17 protein-coding genes and 2 pseudogenes are annotated in these 21473 nt (G+C 60.2%); 10 read left to right on the forward strand and 9 right to left on the reverse strand.

Annotated elements, in window-relative coordinates; translation table 11 throughout:
- Positions 1-65 precede the first annotated feature (65 nt).
- From AC1D05_RS19265 to AC1D05_RS19275, 3 genes and pseudogenes are all read right to left on the reverse strand, one after another.
- Positions 66-968, reverse strand: a complete 903-nt coding sequence (locus AC1D05_RS19265) for a LysR family transcriptional regulator (RefSeq protein WP_477442997.1) — start codon at positions 966-968, stop codon at positions 66-68.
- Between the two features lie 951 nt (positions 969-1919).
- Positions 1920-2168: pseudogene (locus AC1D05_RS19270) on the reverse strand (rhodanese-like domain-containing protein); the annotation flags it as partial.
- A 153-nt stretch (positions 2169-2321) separates the two neighbouring features.
- The gene (locus AC1D05_RS19275; RefSeq protein WP_477442999.1) at positions 2322-2657 is read right to left on the reverse strand and encodes an ArsR/SmtB family transcription factor; all 336 of its coding nucleotides are present in this window, start codon (positions 2655-2657) and stop codon (positions 2322-2324) included.
- A gap of 123 nt (positions 2658-2780) precedes the next feature.
- Here AC1D05_RS19275 and AC1D05_RS19280 point away from each other — a divergent pair, with 123 nt between their 5' ends.
- The 9 genes from AC1D05_RS19280 to AC1D05_RS19320 all read left to right on the forward strand — a co-directional run bounded on the left by AC1D05_RS19280 (position 2781) and on the right by AC1D05_RS19320 (position 14579).
- Positions 2781-4073, forward strand: coding sequence for an NAD(P)/FAD-dependent oxidoreductase (locus AC1D05_RS19280; protein ID WP_477443001.1), 1293 nt, complete (start codon positions 2781-2783; stop codon positions 4071-4073).
- 28 nt (positions 4074-4101) lie between these two features.
- Complete coding sequence (locus tag AC1D05_RS19285) at positions 4102-4305, forward strand: YgaP family membrane protein (RefSeq protein WP_127293701.1); 204 nt, start codon at positions 4102-4104, stop codon at positions 4303-4305.
- 88 nt (positions 4306-4393) lie between these two features.
- Positions 4394-5404: an efflux RND transporter periplasmic adaptor subunit gene (locus tag AC1D05_RS19290; protein ID WP_477443003.1), complete on the forward strand. Its 1011-nt coding sequence runs from the start codon at positions 4394-4396 to the stop codon at positions 5402-5404.
- Positions 5401-8667, forward strand: a complete 3267-nt coding sequence (locus AC1D05_RS19295; protein WP_477443005.1) for an efflux RND transporter permease subunit — start codon at positions 5401-5403, stop codon at positions 8665-8667. The genes AC1D05_RS19290 and AC1D05_RS19295 overlap by 4 nt, the downstream gene beginning before the upstream one ends.
- Positions 8668-8685: 18 nt before the next feature.
- Entirely contained in the window at positions 8686-9432 is a 747-nt protein-coding gene (locus AC1D05_RS19300) for an LssY C-terminal domain-containing protein (RefSeq protein WP_477443007.1), read from the forward strand.
- Between the two features lie 1222 nt (positions 9433-10654).
- Positions 10655-11521 carry an ABC transporter substrate-binding protein gene (locus tag AC1D05_RS19305; RefSeq protein ID WP_477443337.1) on the forward strand — a complete coding sequence of 289 codons (867 nt, stop codon included), beginning with the start codon at positions 10655-10657 and terminating at the stop codon, positions 11519-11521.
- Between the two features lie 68 nt (positions 11522-11589).
- Positions 11590-12249, forward strand: a complete 660-nt coding sequence (locus AC1D05_RS19310) for a L,D-transpeptidase (RefSeq protein WP_477443339.1) — start codon at positions 11590-11592, stop codon at positions 12247-12249.
- A gap of 130 nt (positions 12250-12379) precedes the next feature.
- A complete protein-coding gene (locus AC1D05_RS19315) occupies positions 12380-12598 on the forward strand; it encodes a hypothetical protein (protein ID WP_477443009.1) in 219 nt (72 codons plus the stop codon).
- Between the two features lie 136 nt (positions 12599-12734).
- Entirely contained in the window at positions 12735-14579 is a 1845-nt protein-coding gene (locus tag AC1D05_RS19320) for a mechanosensitive ion channel family protein (RefSeq protein WP_477443011.1), read from the forward strand.
- Positions 14580-15038: 459 nt separating this feature from the next.
- Here the strand turns inward: AC1D05_RS19320 and AC1D05_RS19325 are convergent, their stop codons facing one another.
- The 4 genes from AC1D05_RS19325 to AC1D05_RS19340 all read right to left on the reverse strand — a co-directional run bounded on the left by AC1D05_RS19325 (position 15039) and on the right by AC1D05_RS19340 (position 18995).
- Positions 15039-15788: a carbonic anhydrase gene (locus AC1D05_RS19325; RefSeq protein WP_477443013.1), complete on the reverse strand. Its 750-nt coding sequence runs from the start codon at positions 15786-15788 to the stop codon at positions 15039-15041.
- A gap of 83 nt (positions 15789-15871) precedes the next feature.
- The gene (locus tag AC1D05_RS19330) at positions 15872-16660 is read right to left on the reverse strand and encodes a hypothetical protein (RefSeq protein ID WP_477443015.1); all 789 of its coding nucleotides are present in this window, start codon (positions 16658-16660) and stop codon (positions 15872-15874) included.
- Between the two features lie 63 nt (positions 16661-16723).
- Entirely contained in the window at positions 16724-17311 is a 588-nt protein-coding gene (locus AC1D05_RS19335; protein ID WP_477443017.1) for a DUF502 domain-containing protein, read from the reverse strand.
- A gap of 76 nt (positions 17312-17387) precedes the next feature.
- Positions 17388-18995, reverse strand: coding sequence for a DUF3604 domain-containing protein (locus tag AC1D05_RS19340; RefSeq protein WP_477443019.1), 1608 nt, complete (start codon positions 18993-18995; stop codon positions 17388-17390).
- A 9-nt stretch (positions 18996-19004) separates the two neighbouring features.
- Here AC1D05_RS19340 and AC1D05_RS19345 point away from each other — a divergent pair.
- A pseudogene (locus AC1D05_RS19345) lies at positions 19005-19088 on the forward strand (DUF3604 domain-containing protein); the annotation flags it as partial.
- A gap of 338 nt (positions 19089-19426) precedes the next feature.
- Here AC1D05_RS19345 and AC1D05_RS19350 read toward each other — a convergent pair.
- Both AC1D05_RS19350 and AC1D05_RS19355 read right to left on the reverse strand, forming a co-directional pair.
- A complete protein-coding gene (locus tag AC1D05_RS19350; RefSeq protein ID WP_477443021.1) occupies positions 19427-20713 on the reverse strand; it encodes a type II toxin-antitoxin system HipA family toxin in 1287 nt (428 codons plus the stop codon).
- Positions 20710-21042, reverse strand: coding sequence for a hypothetical protein (locus AC1D05_RS19355; protein WP_477443023.1), 333 nt, complete (start codon positions 21040-21042; stop codon positions 20710-20712). The genes AC1D05_RS19350 and AC1D05_RS19355 overlap by 4 nt, the downstream gene beginning before the upstream one ends.
- Positions 21043-21473: the final 431 nt, after the last annotated feature.

Genomic DNA, 21473 nt, shown 5'->3' on the forward strand with positions numbered 1-21473 from the left:
GAGGAGGCGGGTCGTTCTCGTTGTGAGGAAGGCCTTGGATGTTGGCCGCGGAGAATGGAGCCCCCCTAAATCGACGGGATGCGCCCAAACTCGGCCAGCGCCTCTCGAAGCTTGGGCACCGCAAAATCGATAAAGGAGCGGAGCTTCATCGGCATGATGCTGCGGGAGACATGGACGAGGTGAATCGGGATCGGCTCGACTTCAAACTCAGGCAGTAGGTACTGTAGCTTTCCGGCCTGCGCGGCGGCGTGAACGTCGTGTTCTAAAACGAGGGTCGCGCCAATCCCGTCGATGGCTGCATCTACGGCGGCGTCCGGCGACGACACAATCAGCCTCGGCTCGTTCGCGACGATGAAAACCTGCTGCGTATCAGGGTTGCGAAAACGCCAGGGAAAGAGGTTCGGGCTTTCGAACACGACCCACGGACACCGAGGGAGGTCTTCTGGCTCCATCGGGGTGCCGTGACGATCCAGGAGCTCTTGGCTGGCGACCACGACCACCCGCAGGCTTCCCAAGCGCGTTGCAACTAGGCTGCTGTCGCGCAGCCGGCCAAGGCGGATGGCAACGTCGGCATGAGCGTCGACAAGGTCGATGTTGCTGTCCGACTGCATCAGCCGAATTTTGATCTCAGGGTATTGGGCGAGAAATTGATTGATGACGGGCAAGACACGCAGCCGCGCCACTTGCACCGGGGTTGTCACTACGAGTTCGCCCCGGGGCGCCAGAAATTCGCCGGCGGCGCGCCGTTCCTGCTCTTCCACCTGTTCTAGAATCTGCTTTGCCGAGGTGACGTAGTCGATGCCCGCATCCGTCAGCTCAAGCCTTCGAGTGGTCCTCACCAGAAGTTTCGTACCAACTAGGGTTTCGAGGTCATTGACGTTTCGGGTGAGCGTAGCAACAGGAATGCGCAGCTTCCTCGCACCCGCCGACAGGCTGCCCTCCTCAATAGATGAGACGAGCATCGCCATTGCTTCTAGTCGGTCCAAACAGGCACCATAAATTGCAGGGACAGCCATTCTAGCAGATCGAGCTCGGCAGGAGCGGACCCTTCGCCGGGCGGCCGGTATTTCTCGAACGTAGCGGCCATCGCCCCTCCCGAGGGTTCCTATAATGAAGCCCGCCGGCGTGACCTTTGGGTGTCGAGCGCGCGGATGACCGCTTGCTTACGCCAACTTTTGAAAGCGATCAGTCCGCTAAGTCCTCAATTGCGAACTTCATTCGGAGTCTATTGATACCTTTAAACCGCCAACACTACGTCATGGTATCCCGGACCATCCGAAACTACGCCCCCTCACTCCCACTCGATTGTTTCTAACCCAGCTAGGTCATTAATCTAGCTGGGTTTTTTCTTGCTTGAGGCTTCGAAAACCGACGCATGGTCCGTCAAAAAGCTACGCTTTTGATTTTAAAGGGAAAATCGCCGCAAAAAATAGGTTTCACCAACTATCGGGATCAATCGGGCAATTTTTGCACTTTTCGGCGTTCGACGGCGTGCCCAAGCCGTCTCGAAAAGTACCGTCACCGCTCCAATTAGTACATTTTTTCGTCGCAAAATCAATGGTCATGGTAGGCCCGGAGGACGTATCAAAAGCTTTGATTTTATTGACTTTTTCGTGGGCAAAAATCAGAAATCTTCCCGTATTGTTCCGCATGGTCCCGTGACGCCACACCGACTGAACCTCGCTTTCGAACACTCGGAGCCATGCTCCAGATTGACCACAGTGGGGCCGTTTGCTGACTGAACGCTGCTAGATAGACTGGGACAAAAGCAGACAACGGATCGCACGATAATACCAAGACTCGCTGAACCTCCTGCCGCGACCAAAGAGGCCAAGCACGCACTTGGAAGCACGGTGTGAGGGGAGGATTGATCTCCGGCTGCTGTGAGGTGGTAACCATGGGCCGCGCCATAGCCCGCCTCAGCTTTCCAGAGGAAAGCCATGCGCACGCCAGGCGCCGATGCCGCCACCCAAATGGGTGTCGTGCGGTTCTCCACCTGCCTTGGCAATGGCAATCGCTTGCGAAGAACGACCGCCGGCCTGGCAATAAAACACCACGGGCTTATCGGATGGGATGAGCTCCATCTCTTCACGAAGCCTGCCTAAAGGAATATGAATGGCGCCGGCTATACGCCCGGACGCCCATTCGGCGTTCTCCCTGACATCGACAAGCGTGACTGTCGCCCATCTGACGCACTTGCGTCGGCGTCAGCGTTTTGACCGACGACTGCGCTCCAAATCCAAACATAGCACTTCTCCTGTTACTTCCGGATGCGCCATGCAACACACCGCCTTGAGATTGTAGATCGCAACTGCTTCCCGTCAGGGACAGAAAGCAGCGTGAAGCGCTTCGACGACCGTCAGGACTTCCGGCCGGGTGATGCGGTAGTAGGCAGTCGTGCCATCGCGGCGCGACTCGACCAAGCCGTCAGCACGCAACCGCATGAGTTGCTGTGACATCGGCACTTGGTCGATGCCCAGCAACTCGCGCAGTTCCGCGACGGAGCGCTCATCCTTCCCCAAGGCGCAGAGGACCAAGAGCCGTTGCGGATGGGACAAGCTCCTGAGCAGGTCCGCCGCCTTTCCCGAAGCCGGGATCATCTCTTTTACATTCATACTCTTGAATTTAAAATATTTGAATGTTAATTGCAAGCCCATCGGTAGGCTCGCGAGCGGCGAACCCTACCATCGCGCTCCCTGGCTTGGGAATTGAGCCAGATCAACGCAAGCCCGCAGTCTTGCTGTCAGGTTACTCGAACAAGAAGCATTGGGAGAAACCCTATGTCGCATGTCGTCGTCCTCGGGGCCGGTCTTGGCGGAACCATCATGGCCTATGAAATGCGAGAGAAGCTGCGCCGCGAGGACAGCCTCACCGTGGTCAATCTCGGCACATCCTATTCCTTCGTGCCTTCCAATCCCTGGGTGGCCGTCGGCTGGCGCAAGCGGGACGACATCACAGTCGATCTCGCCGCAACCTTCAAGCGGCGCGACATCGCGCTCAAACCCGAGGGCGCCAAGAAAGTGTATCCGAAGGAAAACCGGATCGAACTCAATGACGGTACGTTCGTCGACTACGACTACCTGATCATCGCGACCGGGCCGGATCTCGCATTCGATGAGGTGTCCGGCCTCGGACCTGCCGGATATACGCAGTCTATTTGTCATATCGACCATGCTACCGACACGAAGGCGAAGGTCGATGAACTCATCCGCAAGCCGGGTCCGGTCATTGTCGGCGCCGTCCAGGGGGCCTCCTGCTATGGCCCGGCCTACGAATTTGCCTTCATCCTCGACACCGCGCTGCGCAGGGCCAAGGTGCGCGACCGGGTACCGATGACCTTCGTGACGCCGGAACCCTATATCGGCCATCTCGGCCTGGATGGCGTCGGCGATACCAAGGGTCTGCTCGAGAGTGCCATGCGCGATCGCCACATCAAGTGGATCACGAACGCCAAGGTGACTTCAGTCGATGCCGGAACCATGCATGTCGAGGAAGTGAACGAGGATGGCGGGCTGAAGGCCAAGCACGACCTACCATTCGCGTTCTCGGTGATGCTTCCGGCCTTCCGCGGCGTGCCGGCGGTGAAGGACGTAGAGGGTCTGGTCAATCCGCGCGGTTTCGTCACGATCGACAAGCATCAGCGAAACCAGGTTTATCCGAACATCTTTTCGATCGGCGTGTGCGTCGCCATTCCCCCCGTCGGTAAGACGCCCCTGCCGGTCGGCGTTCCAAAGACCGGCTTCATGATCGAATCCATGGTCACTGCGACGGCGGAAAACATTGGCGCACTGCTGCGCGGCGGGGAACCGCGAGCTGTTGCGACCTGGAACGCAGTCTGCCTGGCCGACTTCGGCGACGAGGGCATCGCCTTCGTGGCGCAGCCGCAGATCCCGCCACGCAACGTCAACTGGTCATCGCAGGGTAAGTGGGTGCACGCGGCCAAGGTCGGGTTCGAGAAATACTTCCTGCACAAGGTTCGTCAGGGCAAGAGCGAGACCTTCTACGAGGGATTGGCACTCGACTTGCTCGGTATCAAGAAGCTCAAGGCCATTCATATGGAGCCGGCCGAATAGGCACGGCGCAGATTCAGGAGACAAGATTATGACGATTGATAAGGCAGTTCTGATGTTCGCGGGATTCATGGTTCTGATCTCCGTCGCGCTGGGTTATTACTATTCTCCCTACTGGTTCCTGCTGACCGCCTTTGCCGGGCTCAACATGGTGCAGGCTTCGCTTACTGGCTGGTGCCCGGCAGCTATTGTCTTCAAGAAAGTTGGCTGCAAGAGCGGCGTCGCCTTCAAGTAACACCCGACTTTCCAGGATTGGCGTCCGATACGGGAGGTGCCTTCGCGCCTCCCGTCCTTTCAATTCGTTCCGAGAACGGCACATTGCGATGAGATACGTACGATCCATCCTGGCCAACGGGCTTCTGCTGGGCATCACGGTGTTCGCCAGCGGTGGCGCTCTTGCCGGGGACTTCACTGTCGCGGCTGCCACCATCACAGAGATGAAGGCCGTTTTCGGCCAGGTCGAGAGCCGCACGATCGTGCCGGCGCGCGCTCGGCTTTCCGGTACCATCACCGAGGTGCGGGTGACGGAAGGCCAGGTCGTCAAGAAGGGTGATGTGGTCGCTACCGTTGTCGACGACAAAATAGCGCTGCAGCTTCGCGCGGCCGACGCCAAGATCGGCGCCCTCAATTCCCAGATGGAGAATGCGAAGACCGATCTACAGCGCGCCCAGGACTTGCTGGCCAAAGGCGCAGCGACCCAGAGCCGGGTCGATGCGGCTCAGACCCAGTTCGACGTGATCACGGCTCAGTTGGCGGCCGCGGTTGCCGAAAAGGCCGTTACCCAGCAGAGCGCCAAGGAAGGCGATACCCTGGCACCGGCCGATGGTCGGGTGCTGACGGTTCCCGTGACGGCCGGGTCGGTAATCATGGCAGGCGAACCGGTCGCCCGCATCGCCTCGGGTCAATACTATTTGCGACTGTCGCTGCCGGAGCGGCATGCGACAGAGATCACGGAGGGGGCCCAGGTTGATATCGCCGAGCGCGGCGCCGGTGCGGATGGCGGCTTCGTCAAGGCCCGCCAGGGCCGCATCGCCAAGGTCTATCCGGAGATCGAGAACGGCCGCGTCATCGCCGATGTCGAGGTCGCCGACATCGGCAGCTTCTTCGTCAATGAGCGCACGCTGGTGTCGATCCCTGTCGCGAAGCGTACCATTCTCGGCGTGCCGCCGCAGGCGGTCAACACGGTACATGGGATCGACTACGTCACGGTCAATACGGCGGACGGACCGCTCGGCGTGGCTGTCGTGCTCGGCGAGCGGTACCAGGATGGCGGCCAGCCGCGGGTCGAGGTCCTGACCGGGCTCGCCGAAGGCGACAAGGTCGTCGTGCCATGAAACTTGGCATCGCCGGCGGGCTCACCCGCTCGTTCATCGCCTCGCCGCTGACGCCGCTCTTCCTGTTGGCGGCGCTGGCACTCGGGCTTGTCGCCCTCGCCACGCTGCCGCGCGAGGAGGAGCCGCAGATTTCCGTGCCCATGGTGGACATCCATGTCGCGGCCAACGGGCTGAAGGCGGAGGATGCCGTCAAGCTCGTGACCGAGCCGCTGGAAACCATCATCAAGGGCATCGACGGTGTTGAGCACGTCTACTCGCAAACCGTGGACGACGGTGCGCTGGTGACTGCCCGCTTCAAGGTCGGCACCAGTTCCGACGCCGCCGTTTTGCGTGTTCACGACAAGGTGCGCGCCAACCTGGACCGCATCCCGGTCGGCATACCCGAGCCGCTCATCGTCGGGCGTGGCATCGACGATGTTGCGATTGTGGTGGTGACATTGACGCCGACGCCCGAGGCGGCCAGTCGCTATTCTTCGGCCGATCTGACGCGGCTGGCGCACGAACTGCAAGTCGAGGTCGCCAAGCTGCCGGATATTGGCCTGACTTACATCGTAGGCGAACAGCCGGAAGCGATTCAGGTCGAGCCGGACCCGGAAAAACTCTCTCTTTACGGCATCACGCTGCAGCAGTTGACGGCCAAGATCGCCGGGGCCAACAGGTCCTTCCAGATTGGCACACTGCGCGACGAGGGCAAGCAGCGCGTAGTGGTCGCTGGTCAAACCTTGCAGACGCTCGCCGATATCGGCAACCTGCTTCTGACTGCGCGGGATGGGCGGCCGGTTTATGTGCGTGACGTGGCTAAGATGGTGTTGGCAACGTCGCCGGCCGAGAACCGCGTCACCAACATCATCAAGTCCGACAAGGGGCTTGAACGGGCGCCGGCAGTGTCCCTGGCGGTGGCCAAGCGTCCGGGCACCAACGCCGTTGTCATCGCGGATACGATCATCAAGCGCCTTGATCAGGTGCGGGGGGAAATCTTCCCGAAGGACGTCGACATGGTCGTGACCCGCGACTACGGCCAGACCGCAAACGAGAAGGCAAACGAACTGCTCTTCCATCTCGGCCTCGCGACGATCTCCATCGTCGTCCTCGTTGCGGTGGCCATAGGCTGGCGCGAGGCGCTGGTGGTGGCCGTTGTCATCCCGACGACGATTCTGCTTACGCTGTTTGCCTCGCGCATCATGGGCTACACGCTGAACCGCGTCAGCCTGTTCGCGCTTATCTTTTCCATCGGCATCCTCGTCGACGATGCGATCGTGGTGATCGAGAACATTGCCCGGCATTGGGCAATGGATGATGGGCGGTCCCGCAAGCAGGCGGCCATCGACGCCGTAGCCGAGGTGGGCAATCCGACCATCGTGGCGACGCTCACTGTGGTCGCGGCTCTCCTGCCGATGTTGTTCGTCTCTGGTCTGATGGGGCCGTATATGAGCCCGATCCCGGCCAACGCCTCGGCGGCAATGCTGTTTTCCTTCTTCGTCGCGGTGACGCTGACGCCGTGGCTGATGATGAAATTCGGCAAGAAGGGCCACGCCTCGGCGCATGCCCACGACGCCAGCAGCGCCGGCGGCGCGGTCGGTCGCGCCTATATCGCGGTCGCAAGGCCCATCCTGAAGTCGCGGTTTCGGTCGTGGACCTTCCTGCTTATCGTCGGCACCGCCACCATGGCTTCGATGGTGCTCATCTACACCAAGCACGTCACGGTGAAGCTCCTGCCGTTCGATAACAAGACCGAATTGCAGGTGGTTGCTGACCTGCCCAAAGGCTCCTCTGTCGAGGACACCAACCGGCTGTTGCAGGCTGTTGTGAACCGTCTCGCCGACGTGGCCGAGGTGGTCTCGTTCCAGACCTATGCCGGGACAGCAGCGCCGTTCAACTTCAACGGCCTTGTGCGCCATTACTATCTTCGCTCTGGGCCCGAGCAGGGCGACGTCGCAGTCAACTTGGTGGGGAAGGGAGAGCGCAGTCGTCCAAGCCATGCCATTGCCCTCGACCTCCGCGAAAGGCTGAAGGGCATTGCCATGCCAGAAGGCACCGTGCTCAAGGTGGTCGAGCCACCGCCTGGTCCGCCGGTGCTGGGGACATTGCTCGCGGAGGTCTATGGGCCTGACGCCGAGACGCGCCGCGCGGTGGCGGCAAAGGTGCGCGAGACGTTCGCCTCTATTCCGTTCATTGTCGACGTCGACGACAGCTTCCACAACCAGCCGCAGCGCGTGCGTCTGGCGATCGATCAGGATAACCTCGAATACTACAAGGTCGAGCAGTCCGACGTGTACGATACGCTGAACTACCTCTACGGCGGCACGACGGTCGGCTATTCGCATCGCGGCGGCGGCCGCCAGCCGATCCCGATCCGCGTGGCACTCTCGAAGGGCGACGGCGTCGTCGACCAGCGCGCCCTTACGACACCGGTTCCGGCGAACGCGCTGCCTGGCGCACGCGATGTGGTGGAACTCGGCGACGTCGTGCGGGTGACGCGTGAGCCTGCTTCCTACCCCATCTTCCGTCACAACGGCCGGCCCGTGGAGATGGTGATAGGGGAGCTCGCAGGCGCGTTCGAGGCGCCCGTTTATGGCATGCTCGCCGTCGACGATGCGATCGCCAAAGCGGATTGGGGTAACCTGGCGAAACCGACGATCGCGCTGCACGGGCAACCGGACGACGAATCCAAACCGACGCTTCTGTGGGACGGGGAGTGGGAGGTGACGTGGGTCACTTTCCGCGACATGGGTGCGGCCTTCATAGTGGCCATCCTGGGCATCTACATTCTCGTCGTCGCGCAGTTCGGTTCGTTCAGGCTGCCGCTGGTTATCCTGACGCCGATCCCGCTGACCCTGATCGGTATCATGCTCGGCCATTGGGCCTTCAATGCACCGTTCTCGGCCACCTCGATGATAGGCTTCATTGCACTCGCCGGAATCATCGTGCGCAACTCTATCCTGCTGGTGGATTTCATTCGCCATTCCAAGGATACCGACCGGCCGCTAGTCGACGTGTTGCTCGAGGCTGGCGCCATCCGCTTCAAGCCGATCCTGCTCACCGCGATCGCAGCAATGATCGGGGCGGCGGTCATCCTGACCGACCCGATTTTCCAGGGCTTGGCGATTTCGCTGCTGTTTGGCCTCGCCTCGTCGACGCTGCTGACGGTGCTCGTCATCCCCGCCATTTACGTGGCTCTTCGAGGCGGCTCTGAGCCGGGCGCCGAGAGCGACGCTCCGGCAGAGCTCACATCGACCGACGAACCAAGCTCAACTCCCGGCTGAACCAACAAGGACAAGATCATGAGCTACTATTTTTCCAAGACGCTGGACACCAGCTTCGATGCGGCGGTCGAACACACAACGGCCGTTCTGAAGGATGCCGGCTTCGGCATCATTACCGAGATCAGCCCGCCCAGGAACGCACCGATCGACATGCCCGAAACGAACTTCCCGGCGGGGATGTTCGCCTTGGCGCCGCAGTTCAGCGAAGACATAACCGGAAGGCCGATGGAGCCAATCAATGTCATTCTGGTCGGAAGCGAGGCTGATCTGGAGAACGCCTTTGCTCAGGCTGGATGGGAACCGACCGACAGAATCTCATTCGCAAGCAGCTGGCACTTGCTTGTCGCGGAGCTACGCAACCAGCCTCCCCCGCGCGCGCCTGGGCTTCCGACGTTCTGGCGGGGACAGCCCAATCGACGGGGCTTCCAACGCGTGGATCCCGGTCGCTCGGTGCGAGAGCGACACCACTTGCATTTGTGGGACACCGACTATCAGGTTTCTGGCCGCTCGGTTTGGCTCGGCACCGTCCACTTCGACAAGGAAGCCAAGACCAAAAACGGAAGGGGTCTCCTGATCCACCAGGTGGACCCGGACATAGACAAGGAGCGGGAAGCATTGCGCGCCGCCCTCCTTCGGTCGACATGCGCCGGGAAGATAGACGAGGCGGTCGTGACCCAGCCGATGGCGGGCAAAAACGCCATAGGCAATCCATTCTTTACCGACGGCAAAGCCATTGTCGTCTTTTTGGATTGCAGAGAGGGGTAGCCGACGTATCGCAGATCTAGCTTGCCGAAAAAAGGAATGCGCCATGCCGCTGAGTGTTAGGGCCTATTTCGATCCCTGTGACTGGTTATCAGACGTCTCGGGGAATGCGTCGATCCGCAGGCATCCGGAAATGCATCCAACGAAATTGGCGCCGCAAAGAACGATCCGTCGGTGACGATGCCTACGGTCGTATTCTCCATACTCCATCCCACAGGGGCGGGAGTACGATGAACGCTCTCAAGCGCCGGCGCCCATTCAGTGGCAAGCGACTGTTCAATATGGTGGCGCGACCACTTTGGGTAGAAACCAACTTCAAGAAGCAGGCTGCTGCTGCCGGCCCTCGCCTCGCGCAAGACGACAGGCATCAAACTCGGGAACCAGACCAACAGCGCCGAGGCCGCAGCGAAAGGCCGTGCAGTATCGGTCAACGAGGCTGACCGGTTTGCCGAGACGGTGCTGCCGATCATCGCGTCCATCCAGCGGTCCGGCATCACTACCCTGCGTGGCCTGGCAATCGCGTTGAATAACCGTGGCATTCGCACCGCCCGCAATGGCCAATGGCAGTTGTCGAACGTCCGCAACGTTCTCGCACGGCAATCCCCAGGGCAGTTGCTTTTATAGGCGGGATTAATCACACGGCAATAAGGTTCGATTCCCCTTGGGCGTGCCAGAGATTTCAATGAGTTAACTTCAATCCGAGATCTGCGGTCCGATAAGGGGACCCGAAATGCACAGCTGTACGCATGAATGCTCTCGATCGAGGCCGCAACTGACAGCCGCCCTCGCTCTTGCTCACCAAGCCAAAAGCCCGATCGTTGTGGCCAAGCTTGACCGGCCCCGGAAGCTCGACAACCCAACCAATACGACCGAAGCGGCAGCGAAGAATGGTGGGTAGTCGAACGTGCGCGATCCGGTGCGTTATCTCGGAAAAACACAGTGCCGCCACGTAACTTACGTTCCGCTGCTAGCAAGCTTCGTTATTCTTTGATGGCCATCAGAACTGCAAAGTTGATGGAACGCGCGGACCGTCTCACAGTCAAAGAACAGTCTCGGTGGTAGTCGGTTTCAGTCCGAATTTGGCGATCAAGCCGACGAGTAGTCGATCGCACCGAACGAGGAAATGAATATGCCCGCAGCAACCTGGATTTGGCGAATTGCAGTCTCGGCGACTTTCGCGGCAACATCTTGCGCCCCCGCCCTTTCAGCCGATCTGCTCGTGGCAATGCCCAATTGGCCGTCGGGCCAGGCGGCGGCCAATATCATCAAGTACGGCATCAAGCAGAAACTCAACCTCGACGCCGACGTGCGCGAGATGGGTTCCATGACGGCATTCGCCGGAATGGATTCCGGTGAGGTCGACGTCTATCCGGAAGTCTGGCTTCCCAATCTCGATTCACTCGTCAAGAAATACGTCGACGGGCGCAAGACCGTGGACCTCAGCCCCAAGGGTGTGCCGGCCACGCAGGGCATCTGCGTCACGCGCGAGACGGCCGACAAATATGGGGTCAAGGACATTTCAGATCTGGCCGATCCGAAAAAGGCGGCTGTTTTCGATACCGACGGCAACGGCAAGGGCGAAATGTGGATCGGTGCGCTGGGCTGGTCATCGACGAGCATCGAGAAGATCCGGGCAAAGAGCTACGGCTACGACAAAACGATGACTCTCCTTCAAATGCCGGAAGACATGGCAATGGCTGCAGTCGATGCGGCCGCGGCAAGCGGGCAACCGATGGCATTCTACTGCTACACTCCGCACCACATGTTCAAGCTCCATGATATCGTCCAATTGACCGAGCCGAAATACGATCCCGCCAAATGGCACATCGTGATGCCGAGCGACGACCCCGATTGGCTTACGAAATCGGAGGCGCCGGTGGCGTGGGACGCATCACATTTCTACATCGGGTTTGCGTCCTCGACGGCGAAGCGCCTGCCGAAAGTTGCGGCCTTCCTCTCTCATATCGACTTCACCCCAGAGGAGGTCACCGAGATGAGCTACGCATTGCAGGTCGATCGGCAAGATCCCGCCAAGTTCGCGCAGGACTGGGTGGCAAGGCATCAAGACCGGCTCAACGCCTGGTCGAAATAGGGACAGGGACAGACATGACCCTTTCGCTCGCAAACCGGTCCGTCATCCAGAAAAGCAATGATCGAAGAATGGCTGGCCGCCTTCTTGTTCTTGGCGCTGCGCTTGTGATGACCGCGATCGGCGCGACATTAGCGTATGCCGCTCAGACGCAGGTATTCGATCCTCAGACGCATAAGTGGGTCGATTACGACAAGAAGAAAGCGCGAAAATACTACGCCGCCCACAAGGAGGTGCCCGAGGCATTTCGTCCACAGATGGTCAAGTTCCGCACGGCAGAGGTGCCCGGAACGATCATCATCGATGGCAACAAGCATTTTCTCTATCTTGTGCAGTCGGGTCAGCAGGCCATGCGCTACGGCATCGGCGTCGGTCGGGAAGGCTTTGGATGGGCCGGTATCGTGCGCGTCGGCCGGATGGCGGAATGGCCAACCTGGACGCCCCCGGCCGAAATGGTCGCGCGTGATCCGAACGCGGTCAAATATGCGGCAGGCATGCCGGGGGGGCCTGACAATCCGCTCGGTGCCAGAGCGCTTTATCTCTACGAGGGCGATCAGGACACGATCTACCGGATACACGGCACGCCGGAGCCCTGGACGATCGGGCTCGACGTTTCATCAGGGTGTATCCGGATGAGGAACGACGACATCACCGACTTCGCTTCCCGCGTCAAGGTCGGCGCCAAGGTCATCGTTCTCATGCAGGGGGCGGCCCTTTACAAGGGCGTTTAAAACATTCGGAAAGGGACAAGCAATGTCGGAAAAATGTGCAGCGAGAAGATTGATCCTGGCTCCAGCTCTTGGATTCATGGCGCAGTCCTTGATCGCTTGCGTCAGCACGCCGCCGCCGGCTCCGGAGCAAATGTCGAGGACGCAGGTTGAGACGGCTCCGGCGGATCTGCAGCTTCTTTGCGCCAGCTCGGTCGCCAAGGCGAGCGGCGTCGACAGCGCCAAGATCCTTCCGGTCTCCTCGAGCAAGATCGATTCCAAGACCTTTCAGGTCGAGCTCGATGCCGGCGGCAAGAAGACAAGCTGCCTCGTGGACACCGAAGGTAATGTGAAATCCGTTGAACCTATCTGATTGCCATCGGACCCGCGCGAGCAAAGGGCCGGGCAGAAAAGCTTGAATTGTTAGACGGTCGGGCGCTGGATAGCGAGACAGCGGCCGACGAGCAACCGCCGGAACTGGCTTCCAAGTCGCTGAAGGGGGAGAAATCGTGGACGCGACGGCGGAAACGGACGTTACTTCGTTGATTTGGGGCTTCGAACAGCTCGCGGAGCGTTTCGTCGCCGGACTGTTCGCGCGGTTTGCCGCTTTGAGCGACGTCCCCGTCGAGCTTGAAAACCTGAGGGCCTCGCTTGCGGCCGGGGGCACATCTCTCCTTGGTCTCCTGTTCGAGATTGTGTTGGTTGTTGTGCTCGTCGCGGGCGTGTTCATCCTTCTCGCCCGGCGGTTCAAGAAGGCGAGTGCCACAAGTAGTGCATGGCGCAGATTTTTCGCGGGCGTGGCGGCTACTGTGGTGGCGCTGGTGATCGGTTTCATTGCTGCGCGGCTGCTGGCCGGTTCTGGCGTGCCTTTGCAAACCCTTCGCCTTTGGACGGTGGTTACCGTGCTCGGCTTCATCATCCTCGCCGCCGTCAGGTCACTCTTGATGGCATCGCGGCGAAGCGAGTTTGCAGAGCGCTCCGTCCATCTGGCGGCGCTCGTGCGCGACCTCTCGCTTGCCATTGGCTTCGCGATCATCGGCGTTACGCTGATCGCGACGTTGCGGCTCTGGAGCGTCGGGCCGGCCTTGGGGGATCTGCTACGAACAGGCGTGGCAATTCCGATCTACCTTCTGTTTGCATGGGCGGTATGGCGGCACAGGCGCACTATGGCGACCGCCGTCGCCGGTCCGCGCCCAAGAAGCCGCTGGCGCACCCGTCTCGCCAAAATGTGGCCGGCAATCGTGATCGCGTTCCTGATAATCACCTTTCTCAGCACTCAGGCCGCACTGACCCTGGGAGCATCGCTTCGTGGGTCGGCCGTTCTGCTGACCGCGTTGGTTTTTCTCGCCGCGCCGCATCTCGACGCAATGATCGGGAACTGGGCCCAGCGCGGATTGGAGTCTCCCGACATCTCGATCTTGGCAGCTGCAGGGCGACAGACCGCCCGCTTCACCGTTGTGGCCATCATGATTGCCATGCTGGGAACACTGTGGGCGACGCCGCTGGCTGCCGGGTTCGGCATAGATCTGCGAGAGGTCGCCAAGAGCGCATCCGGTGTGGCGCTGATCATGTTGGGGGCGGCGTTTCTGTGGAACGTGGTCGGCACAGGAACGGCTCGCGCCTTGCGCGCGGAGTTACCCGCCCCAGGTGGTGACGAGGAGGTGCCGGGTGCGCCGCGTTCACGGCTGGGCACACTTGTGCCGCTGCTCAGCGCGGTCGGCAAATCGAGCATTGTGGCCTTGGCGCTGCTCTCGATCCTGGTGTCTATCGGGATTAATGTCTGGCCGCTGATCGCCGGCTTGAGCGTGTTCGGGCTGGCCATTGGCTTCGGCTCGCAGACGCTGGTGAAGGACCTCGTCTCCGGGCTGTTTTTTCTGATCGACGATGCATTCCGCTTCGGCGAATATATCGAAACGTCAGGCGCCAAGGGGACCGTAGAAAAAATCTCGGTCCGGTCGGTTTCCTTGCGCCACCAGCGCGGTGCCTTGGCGACAATCCCGTATGGCTCGATTGGCAAGATCCAGAATTTTAGCCGCGACTGGATGATCGAGAAACTGACCTTTCGCGTTGCATTCAACACCGATGTCGACAAAGTCCGCAAGATTTTCAAGAAGATCGGCCAGGATATTTCGGCCAACCCGGAACTTGCTGGAGATCTGCTCGAGCCGTTCAAGAGCCAGGGAATTGCCGAGGTTGAGGACGGCACGCTGGTCATCCGGGCCAAATTCAAGGCCAAAGCGGGCAAACACATCATGATCCGCCGCGCCGCTCTGATCGCCGTGCACCAGGCATTTCAGGAAAACGGCATTCAGGCCGTGGCGAAGCCACTGACCGGATCAGCGGCACCCGGCTGAGCATTCCGCCGAGTCACGGCTACGACGTGCTGATCTATGCTGATCACCTCGGCCGTGTCTGGACCTTCAATGCTGCTAAGGGGCCTTGATAGTGCCAGTAGCGGCGAACATCATCATGTGAACCAGCTGCGCGCGGCTGCGGCGATGCCCAAGCCGCCAAGCAGTGATCCGCCCAGTTCGGCGGCGCGCCCCAGCCGCGAGAATTCGAATGAGCTTGCAAGCGCAGTCAGGACCAGCGAACACACCCGCCGATAATTCGACTGCGGGCATGCTCCAACTGTCCTGTCCCAGACCTTGCGCCCGCTGCAGCCGATCTAGGTCGAACGGTTTCTTCCCGGGTGGCCGTCTCGGTGGAGAGGTTGAACATCCCCGCCTTCGGCATTCAGAAACGACGCTCAGAATGCGCGGGTATTGATCTCAGAGCCGACCGCAAGAATCTTCCAGCGGAACGGAATACTGCTATGACGAGGCTAGGATGAAACGGCGGTTGGCAGCAAGTGCCGGTCGCGCGTTCATCGGATAGAGAGCGGTAAATTTTTCGATGTCGGATGCCGCCACCTCTATCGCCTCCATAGCTACCATCCAATCGACGATCTCGCTGCAAGGCGGCGTCGTCAAAGAGCCTTCATAGGTCCAGTATTTTAGCGTCTTTGGCAACAATTCTCGTGGGTCGACATCGGCCGAAGCTTTTTTGCCTTCCTTGGCTGGAAAAGCCGCGGCAAGCGCAGCGAATCCGGCATTTGTTGCACCTGGTTTGAAGAACACGCCGAGCACGCCCAAGGCGTCGCTCTTGGCCTTGTGGACAAAGTGCACTTCCATCGGGAATGACTTGCCATTGACCAGATGCTCGCTCGGAGCATGGAAATGGAACTGCACCAGCTCGTAAACCTTGTCCCCGCGTTTGAGTATGCTGCCAGCAGGTGGGTTCACTTGAATAGTATGACCATTGTTGACGATTTCGCCGCCACCTTGCTTCCAATCGATCAATATGGCCGGGAGGTCGGACTTGATAGCGCTGACAATGTCGAGCGGCGACTGCTGCCTGCCGGCCGAGCAAACGGCATTCGCCCGACCCAAGTCACCCCAATGAGCAGGTCCGGCTTTACCTTCGTAGCTCCAATGCGCACTCTCGGAAGCAAAGCCGGGCTTGGCGCAGAGAGGGCATAGGCCAAGCAGAGCCAAGCCTTTGACGAAATCACGTCGTTCCATTCTTTCCTCCCGTCAGACCCGTCCAAGCTCTACCGGCCGCCGATCCCCGGAGTCGCAAGAAAGGCGATCTCATATTCTCGATTTTAGAAGCGCCACACGGCGCCGATGATGGGCCCCTGTTGAACGGTGTCGTAAACGAATCCGTTTTTCTCGTAGTCAACCCCCGAGGCGCGATACCCCAGCACCGCAGAGAATTTGTCAGTGAATTGATAGCCTGCGGCGGCCATCACATCCCAGGTCACTTTGGCGGAAACGGCCCCACCCACCAATCCCCAACCGGTAAGGTAAAGCTGCGGGGTGATGGAGTAGCGCGCCTTCAGCCCGATGATGGGATCAGCCCATGTTTTCTGGTCAGAGAGGGAGACGCCGGCGAGCACGCCCGGACCATTGAAATCGAGCTCGTTCTTGAGCGAATAGAGCCGGAAGCCGGCAAAAGCGTCGACACTTGCCTCCGGTGTCTCGACAAACCGATATTCCCCCGCCGCTGTCCACATCAGGCTGTGGACGGTCAGGTCCGCGCTGCTGGCAAGAGCACCGAATGGGGTATCGGAGGACGCCGACAGCCGCACATAGTTGAAGTCGGTAAAGACGCCGAACCGCTCGTATCGCGCCTCCGCCAACCCCATGACCCCAATGTCGAAATTGGAAAGTACGTCCCCGATACTGGCGTCGACATGTGCCGTCCTTCCGCCGGCGCCAACGTTGCCCTTGAGACCAGCAAGCCAACCATATGCGGCAACCGTGAAGGTCCAACCGGAGGCGTCCTTGTATTCGACGCTCTCCGCACCCGGATATATTGGGTCTGCCGCAGCGGCGACGCCGACCGGGCCGAAGGCAAACAAACCGACAGCGAGCAAAATCCGGGTTTTCATAAGTCCCTCTCCTCTGAATTCAGCCTTTGGCATCACGGATTTGCGCCAAAGTCATCGAGCAATTCATGCAGGCTTCCCCAGCGCTGCTCCAGCCAGGTTGATCGCGCCTTCCCCATAATGCGACATGCTGGTGAGCACTTTTCTCAGCGGGATGTCGAGTGGGTGCACTTTGCTGTCCAGCATAATGTGGACGGATCCGGAGGTTGCAGACGGCGCAGATGGGATGAAGATCGTGCTGAACCCGTTTGCCCGCTCGATGATAATGCCAAACGCCAGATTGTCGCCGCTACCGACGAGTGCCGGTTTCACGGCATGGTCGGCACCGCCGCCCGTTACCCCCAGCGTTAAGCCACGGAATAGACCGTAGCCCGGCAGGCTTTCCGCGAGCCGCCTCTCGACCGTGCCCACAAGCCTGCCACCGCTCGCTGTTTGGATGAGCAGGCCTATGGCGAAACACGAGAGGAGGAGCACCAGCGCCGCGATCGCAATGGGCGGCGCAAACGCATGAGTGACATTGTCCGTCAGCGGCTCGATCGCCGACTTGATCTGACCCAGCCCGCGAATGAGCACAAAGCCAACCAACCAGAACGGCAACACGACAACCAGGCCACCGATCAGGGTCGTCTTGAGGAAGGAGAACACTTGTCGCATGTTTGAACTCGCTGTCCTGGCGGGCGGCGCCCGATCCACCTGCCAGTATATTAACCTTGGTAAGCCGTCCGTTTCCTTAGCCGGCCGGTGTATACCAGATCGGGGATGTGTAGGCCCGCTCCTGTGTCGTCATCGGCACGTCTGGTGTCATTTTGATGCCGAAATATTTCGCGTCGTATGCGGTCCACCGCGGCGTCGGGATCTCGATGACGCGGCCGTAATAGAAAGCACGCTGAGCTGGGTCGAAATTTGGATCCTTCCACACGGTGATCAACTCAGGTGCTCCGATCGTGTTTGTCCAGGTGGCATTGGGCACGTCCACGGTATTGCCAACCGGCGGCAGCTTGCCGTCGGCGCCGGGCTTGCGGTCGCCGGACCAGGCGACGTCATAGATCTTTTCATGCACTTCACCGGCCGCATCGAGCCAGCCCTTGATGATCTGATAGCGGTCGAGATTGGCACCGATCGGATCCTTGAGCGCAGCGACGAGGAAGGTCGGCACCTTGCCGGCGGGTGCCTGGGTCAGATCGCCGCCCATCGGCACACCCTTGGTGTAACCGGCGATCGCCGGGCTGCGGGTATTGGCGTCAGCTTCGTCGAAATCGAAGCCGCCGAAGAAGCGAACCACCATGCGTGGCCCGGTCGTCGCATAGGTCTCGCGGCGCTTCATGGCGTCGAAGATCGAGGCGCGTGTGTTCTCCTGCGCCCAGACGGCCGCATAGCCTGACGCGGTCGTCTCCCAGCCCATAATCTTTAGCCCGAGCTTGGGGTTCGCTATGAAGGGATGCGACCAGCGCTCCGCGCTCGGCTCGGACGTCGACACTTTACCGAAGAAATTGTCGTCGTCGGCAGTCGATAGACCCGTATGCGAGTCGGTGCTGCCGACCAGCCCGAACTTGTAGGGGTTGACGCCGAGCTTGGCTTCCAGCTTCAACCCGTTCTTGAGCGCCGAGCGCGTATACTCGAACTCCAGCATGTCTGGCGTCTTCTTCGCGCTGAGGTCAAGATTGCCCTTGTCCCATTTCTCGAAATTGGCGAACTCGTCATTGGGAGAAAGGTAGGGGTGGCTCTCGCCGTCACCCTTCATCTGCGTGGTCTCGTAGAGCACCTCCCAATGGGCGCGCTGCTCGGCGTATTCGCGGTCGATCTCCTTGCCGGTGAAGGATTCGATGATTGGGAACATCGTTCCGTTGCTCAGATTGCCGTTGTGGGCGATGGCAAGCACATCGCCGCCGGTCTTGTCCTCATAGTTCTGCAACCATTTCCACAGGGCGCGCGGATTGTTGCTGCCGATGGGCGGTTGCGTCGTGTATGGCTCGACCTGACCGGCCTTGGCGCCGCCGTCGCGAAAGATGACGTTGCGGTGCAGATTGTTGCCCTTGGCGAGAGACGTCCACTCATAGCCGATGAAAGCGGTGAAGTGTCCCGGATCGTTGGCCTCTTCGGCTGCGGCGATAATGCCCTCCCAAACCGACCGATAAGCCGGCGTACCCGGAGCATATACGAGCTCCTTCGGGAACGTTCCCTGGGAGAAAGACTTAATGATGTCTACCGCAGCCGCGCCGCCCTTTCCTGACTTGAGCATGTCATACCAGACGCGCCCTTGGGCGCTCTCCAGGATTTCGGGTTTTCCAGCTGCGGCATCGAGCGAGAGCGCCGTGTGCAAATGCGTGTCGCCAAACAACGGCCGGGTTCGTCAAGCGGACAGCCAGCCAAACTATCGCGTCCGTTGGATTTCCTGGTCGTCGCCGACCATTCCGACCAGATGGGGTTCTTCATCGAATGAGCGAGGATCGAAACCTCTTTTATGTCAGGATCGCGCGGTGAATCGAGGCTCCCGCCGCCTTTGGCGGTAATCGTGAAATTGCTGTCGTACACGTAGCTCTGCATCGACACCTTAGGGGATCCCGCGGCCGCCATGCTCAGGTCATGGACGACGGAGGCCATCCATCCCGAGAAACCCGCATCCCTGCCGCGCGCGATGGACGACATGAGAGAGACGGCAGACGTGACGGCAGCTACGCCCCATGCGCCTTCCCAGCTGGGGATCCGGGCCAACAGGGTGCAACACTTCTTGCGCGACTCGATCTCAAACAGGAACCACAATCGTCGGCATCATTGCATCGCCCTTTGCGCGGCCTGCCGTTCCCTGTGTTCGAACGCATCGGTGAAGCTATCCAGTTCCTGGGTGGTCATCCCAAGCGCCCGCCCCTCCTCTCGCCATGTGGCGACTGCTCCTTCGACCTCGTTGAGGATCACCTCCGCCCGGTCTTTCGGGATCCGGAAATAAGCAATTACCGACATCAGGCCATCGACAGTCGCCTCAGGCCCGGTGTCCTCGGATATCCAGGTTTTGAGTTCTCGCACACGCTCAGGGAATGGGTTGATGTCGAACGCGGGCGCCAGGCGCCATTGCCCGCGATCGACATGTAGAAAACCGTGATTGTGGAGGTGGTCATCGACATTGGTGACAAGGATCGAGAAGGCGATCCGCCGCCAAAGCTCCTCGATGTTGGCCGCTGGCTGGCTGCCGTGCTGGCGAAGCACATCCACGAGTTCAGTATAGCTATGCTCGCCAGAGTCCCCTGGCTCTGCACCAAGCATCGTGGCGGCCGAAACGTACATCAGTCGATTGCCGTTCGGTGTCCTGTCAAAGCGCCGGATCAGCGCGACGGGGGCGCCGTCGCTGTCGACCAGACGTGCCTCGGCGGCATCGATGCCGGCCTTCCTGGCCAGCATCATGGCGAGCACTTCGCCCTTGGTGACGGAGCGATCATCGGTGACGCTTGGAAACTTGCCGATCGCGAGCCGTCCGTCGTCGTCGACGACAGAACATTTCGGACGAAGGCCACCAAGGGACGTGCCACGTCCACGCAGATAGGCGAGATCCTCGGCAGTCTCGGTGTTTGTCTCAATGGCGTGCGTCGCTGCGAGGAGTTGCCTGATTTCAATGAGCGGCGGCGTAGTGCGCCGACCCTCCTGGCCAGTTCTCTGGTAATGCCCCTCTTCGTCCTGCAGGCGTAGCGCACCAATGCGGCTCATGTCATCTACTGCCAAAAGGTAATCCATCGCGTTGAGGGGCCGCGTCTCAGCCTCGCGTCCTGCCTGGCGCGCCTCCTGGCGACGCCTGGCGTGGTCGCGCAGGATGACGCGCCGGCCCCAGCCGTCCGGCTCTGTGTCGGCGATCGCGTTGTGGAACACGGATCCGTCGCGCGTCTTGCGATGGAATTGAGGTCCTGCGACAAGTGGCAGACCGGGTTCGATCGAGAAGCCTCCCGCCGCGGCCAGCCAGCCAGCGTCATATTCAAACGCGGCGCTCTCGCGTGCACCCTGCTGGTCATATCGCAACGCGCCCAGTGGCATCGCTTCTTCGCCGATGTGAACAGCAATAGAACGTCTCATATTGCGACCGGGGGCTTCCGCGCCCTTATCCTTTTGGGCAAACGTTCGGCGTCGAGGAGCAGGCCCTGTTCATCGCGACGGGCGTCCACGATCTGCGTCAAGGCGTCATCAAAGCCCAGTACGAAAAAAGTCATGGCGTAGGCTCCCATGGCAACCGTCGGGTCTCCTTTTTCGATCTTCAGATAAGTGCTTTTTGCGATACCCAGGCGTTCCGCCATCATCATGACCGTCAGGCTGCGCTTCTTGCGGGCAAGCGCAATGTCCGCGCCGAGCTTGCCGAGCGCCCTCTTGACTCTGGGAGGCAGGGTATCGATCACTGTCGAGCGCATTTGTGTCCCATAAAAAATGCCTTAAAGGTCTTTAGGTCGTTTATATAATACCTTAAGTGCGATCTGTCGAGATGACACCCTCGGCCTTCGGACTTTAGGCTGCATGCCACATTTCTCCGCGAACTGCTCCTGCAGAGGGCAGACGCAGAAGCTGCGAAACTGGCAATTGTCGCTCTCCGGAGCTGGGGCTCGACGGCGCGCCAAGACGTCATCCAGTCTCTCCATTCCTCGGGAAGGTCACCAAGCCGCCTCGACGGTAGATGGGAGGTCGCAGCAGCGAAGGCAGCAGCAATCCGCACTGTCTCCTGACCATTGATATGCATCCTCGACGCAATGGGCAGCGCAGTGCACTCCAGGCAGTGGCACTGAGGTAATGATCTGGGCATTCGGGCAGCCAGATCCCGATTCGCTTCCCGGATCAATTTCGCCTG

The organism is Mesorhizobium sp. P2_E9 (assembly GCF_056403815.1).

Excerpts from the sequence above, each read along its gene's own strand:
- AC1D05_RS19265 (WP_477442997.1), bottom strand. The coding sequence starts at position 968 with ATGGCGATGCTCGTCTCATCTATTGAGGAGGGCAGCCTGTCGGCGGGT.
- AC1D05_RS19275 (WP_477442999.1), bottom strand. The coding sequence starts at position 2,657 with ATGGGCTTGCAATTAACATTCAAATATTTTAAATTCAAGAGTATGAAT.
- AC1D05_RS19280 (WP_477443001.1), top strand. The coding sequence starts at position 2,781 with ATGTCGCATGTCGTCGTCCTCGGGGCCGGTCTTGGCGGAACCATCATG.
- AC1D05_RS19285 (WP_127293701.1), top strand. The coding sequence starts at position 4,102 with ATGACGATTGATAAGGCAGTTCTGATGTTCGCGGGATTCATGGTTCTG.
- AC1D05_RS19290 (WP_477443003.1), top strand. The coding sequence starts at position 4,394 with ATGAGATACGTACGATCCATCCTGGCCAACGGGCTTCTGCTGGGCATC.
- AC1D05_RS19295 (WP_477443005.1), top strand. The coding sequence starts at position 5,401 with ATGAAACTTGGCATCGCCGGCGGGCTCACCCGCTCGTTCATCGCCTCG.
- AC1D05_RS19300 (WP_477443007.1), top strand. The coding sequence starts at position 8,686 with ATGAGCTACTATTTTTCCAAGACGCTGGACACCAGCTTCGATGCGGCG.
- AC1D05_RS19305 (WP_477443337.1), top strand. The coding sequence starts at position 10,655 with ATGCCCAATTGGCCGTCGGGCCAGGCGGCGGCCAATATCATCAAGTAC.
- AC1D05_RS19310 (WP_477443339.1), top strand. The coding sequence starts at position 11,590 with ATGGCTGGCCGCCTTCTTGTTCTTGGCGCTGCGCTTGTGATGACCGCG.
- AC1D05_RS19315 (WP_477443009.1), top strand. The coding sequence starts at position 12,380 with ATGTCGAGGACGCAGGTTGAGACGGCTCCGGCGGATCTGCAGCTTCTT.
- AC1D05_RS19325 (WP_477443013.1), bottom strand. The coding sequence starts at position 15,788 with ATGGAACGACGTGATTTCGTCAAAGGCTTGGCTCTGCTTGGCCTATGC.
- AC1D05_RS19330 (WP_477443015.1), bottom strand. The coding sequence starts at position 16,660 with ATGAAAACCCGGATTTTGCTCGCTGTCGGTTTGTTTGCCTTCGGCCCG.
- AC1D05_RS19335 (WP_477443017.1), bottom strand. The coding sequence starts at position 17,311 with ATGCGACAAGTGTTCTCCTTCCTCAAGACGACCCTGATCGGTGGCCTG.
- AC1D05_RS19350 (WP_477443021.1), bottom strand. The coding sequence starts at position 20,713 with ATGAGACGTTCTATTGCTGTTCACATCGGCGAAGAAGCGATGCCACTG.
- AC1D05_RS19355 (WP_477443023.1), bottom strand. The coding sequence starts at position 21,042 with ATGCGCTCGACAGTGATCGATACCCTGCCTCCCAGAGTCAAGAGGGCG.